This is a genomic window from Acidimicrobiales bacterium (assembly GCA_036491125.1).
Classification (GTDB): domain Bacteria; phylum Actinomycetota; class Acidimicrobiia; order Acidimicrobiales; family AC-9; genus AC-9.
Genome location: DASXCO010000244.1, coordinates 1 through 4,613, shown reverse-complemented (window position 1 = coordinate 4,613; position 4,613 = coordinate 1). Strand labels below are relative to the sequence as shown.

At 70.1% G+C, this 4,613-nt stretch carries 3 protein-coding genes; 1 reads left to right on the top strand and 2 read right to left on the bottom strand.

From position 1 onward, the window contains the following. The coding region (locus VGF64_18740; GenBank protein ID HEY1636798.1) for a S1 RNA-binding domain-containing protein at positions 1 to 1,055 on the bottom strand (1,055 nt) is incomplete at its 3' end. Positions 1,056 to 1,169: 114 nt separating this feature from the next. On the opposite strand from VGF64_18740, the gene VGF64_18735 reads away from it, so the two are divergent. Beyond that, a complete protein-coding gene (locus VGF64_18735; GenBank protein HEY1636797.1) occupies positions 1,170 to 1,790 on the top strand; it encodes an HAD-IA family hydrolase in 621 nt (206 codons plus the stop codon). A gap of 4 nt (positions 1,791 to 1,794) precedes the next feature. On the opposite strand, the gene VGF64_18730 is transcribed toward VGF64_18735, so the two are convergent. Continuing rightward, positions 1,795 to 4,613: multifunctional oxoglutarate decarboxylase/oxoglutarate dehydrogenase thiamine pyrophosphate-binding subunit/dihydrolipoyllysine-residue succinyltransferase subunit (locus VGF64_18730; protein HEY1636796.1), on the bottom strand; the 2,819-nt coding region annotated here is incomplete at its 5' end.

The following is a 4,613-nucleotide window of genomic DNA, read 5'->3' as shown; positions in this document are numbered from 1 at the left end:
TCCACCGTCTCCTCGCTGGGCGACCCGGCCACCTGGGCATACTCCGGCAGGGCCAGCTCCACCCCACGCCGCTGGGGGTCCAGGGCCTGCAGCACGAAGGGCCGGCGCTCGCCCCGCCGCAGCACCCGCCGGGCGCTGCGGGGCGGCGGGTCGCCCAGACCGGAGACGGGCACGTAGGCCTGGGCATCCTCGATCCGCACGAAGGCGCCGTGAGACGTGAAGCCCTCCACCTCGCCCTCGAGCTGCTGGCCCAGGGGGTGCTCGGCGATGAACCTGATGAAGGTCAGCGGATCGTTGACTGCCTGGGGCGGGGGCCCGGACCCTCGCCGGCGACGACGACCCCCCGAGGAGGTCTGCGGTGACACGACCTCCTCCGTGGCGGCGGCGATGGCCCGACGAACTTTGGGATCGGCCGGAGGCGTGGCCTCCTTCACCGCCCCCGCTTTCGCCGCCCCGGCGCCGTCGGCGGACTCCTTCGCCGCCCCTGCGCCGTCGGCGGGCTCTTTCGCCCTGCCGTCCCGCCGACCTCGACCCGGTGGCGGCGACGCCGGCACTGGCATCGGTTTCGACGCTTCCTTGGAGCCGACCCGCACCCGGGCGCGCTTGGCGTCCTGGGTCGCCACGCGGCTGCGCGGACCCCTGACCGGGGTGCGAGGGGTGAAAATCCAGCCCACGCCGGGCACCGGCTTGCCCCCGACCAGGCGCGACTGCGAGAACAGCCACTCGTGCTCGCCGTGGAACTCCTGAAACGAGTCATTGGACAGCACGGTCGCGCCGGTCTTCTCGGCGATACGCAGGAGAAAGGCGTCACCCCTGCCGATGGCGCCGGCGGGAGGCGAGACGATCTCGCCGTGGTCCTCCGCCTCGTCGAACGCCATGCGCTCCGACTCGTCGATCCGGTGCCCGAAAGAGGCGTCGACCACCACCGTCACCTCCGCGTCCGGGTACTCGCGCTGAAACTCCCTGACGGCCTCGTCGAGCTGAGCCAGGCTGGGAACAGAGCGACCCTCGGTGGCGATGTTGGACCCGTCCACGACGACGCGCCGAAATGCCATTTCCTGTAGTCAACCATCCGGCGGCGGCCCGGTGGGCGATCGGGCGGGCCGAGGGCGGGGCCGAAGGCGGCGCGGGGGCCTTCCCAGCCCGCCCGCCTCCGTACGATGAGGCGAATGAGCGAGCTCAAGGCCGTCCTGTTCGACATCGGCGGGGTGATCATCACCAGCCCGTTCGAGGCCTTCGCCGAGTACGAGCGGGCCCACGGGCTGCCGACCGGGTTCATCCGCTCGCTCAACGCCACCAACAGCGACGACAACGCCTGGGCCCGCTTGGAGCGCAACACTGTCACCTTCGAGGAGTTCTGCCGGCTCTTCGAGACCGAGGCCCGCAGCGCTGGTCATGAGCTCGACGCCGCCGCCGTGATGCGCCTGCTGGCCGGCGAGATCCGCCCGGAGATGGTCACTGCGGTGCGCCGCTGCCAGGAGCGGCTGCGCACCGCGGCACTCACGAACAACTTCACCCTCCCGGACGGCGATCCGCCGATGAGAGAGATCCGTGAGCTGTTCGACGTGATCGTCGAGTCGAGTCGGATCGGGGTGCGCAAGCCCGACCCTCGCTTCTACGAGCTGGCCTGCGCCGAGCTCGGTGTCGCCCCCGGCGAGTCCGTCTTCCTCGATGATCTGGGCGTGAACCTGAAGTCGGCCCGGGCCCTGGGGATGACCACGATCAAGGTGGACGACCCTGCTCGAGCGATCGCCGAGCTCGAGGCGATCTTGGGGTTCGCGCTCCGGTAGCCGGCTAGTCGAACGGCTCCAGGGCGCGAGCCAGCAGGTCCTTCAACTCCAGCTGGTGCATGGCCGTGCTACCGGTGGCCGGGCTCCCCGCCTCGACCCGGCTGACGTGGCGGAGCGTGAAGTCGTTGCGGAGCAGGCGGTGGAGCCGTCCGTGGACGAAGGCCCAGGCGCCCATGTTCTCCGGCTCCTCCTGGAGCCATACGACCTCGCTGGCCTTCTCGTAGCGGGCCAGCAACGTGGCGATACCGTCCTCGGGCCACGGGTACAGCTGCTCCACGCGGACCACCGCGGTGACCGGCCCGGCGCCCTGCTCGAGCAGGGCGTCGCGGGCGGCCATGGCGTCGAAGGCGACCTTGCCGGCGCAGAGGACCACCCGCCCGACAGTGGAGGGATCCACACGGGCGCCGGCCTCGCCGGTTGCGGGGTCGTCGAGCACAGCCCGGAAGTGTCCGTCGGTGAGGTCGTCGATCGCCGTGCGGGCCGCTTTCGACCGCAGGAGCGACTTGGGCGTGAAGATCACCAGCGGACGGCGCATCTCCCGACGCACCTGGGACCGCAGGAGGTGGAAGTACTGGCCCGCGGTCGTGAGGTTCACCAGGGTGGCGTTGGCCTCGGCGGCCAGGGTCAGGAAGCGCTCCATCCGGGCCGAGGAGTGGTCGGGACCCTGTCCTTCGTAGCCGTGCGGCAGCAGCAGCACCAGCGACGAGCTCTGGCCCCACTTGTCCTCGGCCGCCATGATGAACTCGTCGACGACGACCTGGGCCTCGTTGATGAAGTCGCCGAACTGCGCTTCCCACGCGACGAGGGCGTCGCCGTGGACCACCGAGTACCCGTACTCGAAGCCGAGGGCGGCGAACTCCGAGAGCGACGAGTCGTAGACGAAGAACCGTCCGCGGCGACCGTTTCCGCCCTCGGCGGCCAGCGTCGCCAGCGGGAGGTGCTCGGCCCCGGTGTGGTAGTCGACCAGCACGGCGTGCCGTTGGCTGAAGGTCCCCCGCCGGGTGTCCTGCCCCGTGAGGCGGACGTCGGTGTCCTCCAACAGCAGCGACCCGAAGGCGAGGGCCTCCGCCAACGACCAGTCCACCTCGCCCCCGGCGTAGAGCTTCGACCTGGCCTCCAACTGGCGGGCCAGCTTGGGATGGACGCTGACACCCTCGGGCGGGTGGTGCAACCGGTCGGCGATGCGATCGAGCACCGCCCGCTCCACGGCCGTCCCGATCGGCGCCGCCGGGGCCGGCGGTGGCCTCACCTCGGGCAGCGAGGTGGGTCGGGGTGGGGCTGACGACCGCGTCTGGTCGAGCGCCGCCTCGAGGCGCGCCCTGAAGTCCTCCAGTGCTCGCTCGGCGTCCTCCAGGGTGATGTCCCCGCGCTTCACCAGGGCCTCGGTGTAGAGCTTGCGCACGGAGCGCTTGCTCTCGATCCGCTCGTACATCTGGGGCTGGGTGTAGCTCGGCTCGTCTCCCTCGTTGTGGCCGTACCGCCGGTAGCAGACCATGTCGATGACGACGTCCTTGCGGAAAGCCTGGCGGAAGGCGAACGCCAGCCTGCCCACCCGCACGCACGCCTCCGGGTCGTCCCCGTTGACGTGGAAGATCGGCGCCTGGACCATCTTGGCCACGTCCGTGGCGTAGAGGCTCGAGCGGGCTGCCTCGGGTGCGGTCGTGAAGCCGAGCTGGTTGTTGATCACGAGGTGGACGGTCCCGCCGGTCCGGTACCCACGCAGGTTGGACAGGTTGAGCGTCTCGGCGACCACGCCCTGCCCGGCGAAGGCGGCGTCACCGTGCACCAGCAGCGACAGCACGGGAAACGTGGCCGCGTCGTCCGACAGATCCTGCCGGGCCCGGGCCATGCCCTCGACGACCGGGTCCACCGCCTCGAGGTGCGAGGGGTTCGACGCCAGGGTGACGGGCAGCTCGGCGCCCGAGAGACCCACGAACTTGCCCGAGGCGCCCTTGTGGTACTTGACGTCGCCCGATCCCTGCACCGACTCAGGGTCGATGTCGCCTTCGAACTCACGAAAGATCTCTCCGTAGGACTTGCCCACGATGTTGGCCAGCACGTTGAGCCGGCCCCGATGGGCCATGCCCATGAAGGCCTCGGACGTCCCGGCCTTGGCCGCCTCGTCGAGCACGGCGTCGAGCAGCGGGATGGCCGACTCGGCGCCCTCGAGTCCGAATCGCTTCTGGCCGATGTACTTGCTGTGCAGGAAGCGCTCGAACGCCTCGGCCGCGTTCAGCCGGCCGAGGAGATGACGCTGCTCCTCCTCGCCGAGCCTGGTCGGGACGCCCTCGACGTGGTCCTGGATCCAACGCTTCTGGTCGGGCTCCGAGATGTGCATGTACTCGACGCCGACGGTGCGGCAGTAGGCGTCCCGCAGGATGCCCAGCGTCTCGCCCAGCCTGAGGATGTCCCGCCCGGCCAGGCCGTCGGTGAGGAACTCGCGGTCGAGGTCCCACAGCGTGAGGCCATAGGTCGCGGGGTCGAGCTCCTGATGCATCGTCGGCGCACGCGCCTCCAGCGGATCGAGGTCGGCGATGAGGTGGCCCCTGACCCGGTACATGTTGATCAGGGTCTGCACGTGCATCTGCTTGACCAGATGGCCGCGCTCCTGATCGACAGGATTGACGTCCGGTCGCCACTCGACGGGCTCGTAGGGCACGCCCATCGAGCGGAACACGTCCTGGTAGAAGCCGTCCTCACCCAGCAGCAACTGATGGATCCTCGCCAGGTACGTCCCCGACTCGGCGCCCTGGATAATGCGGTGGTCGTAGGTCGAGGTCAGGGTGATGACCTTGCTGACGCCCACCTGGGCCAGCATGCGGC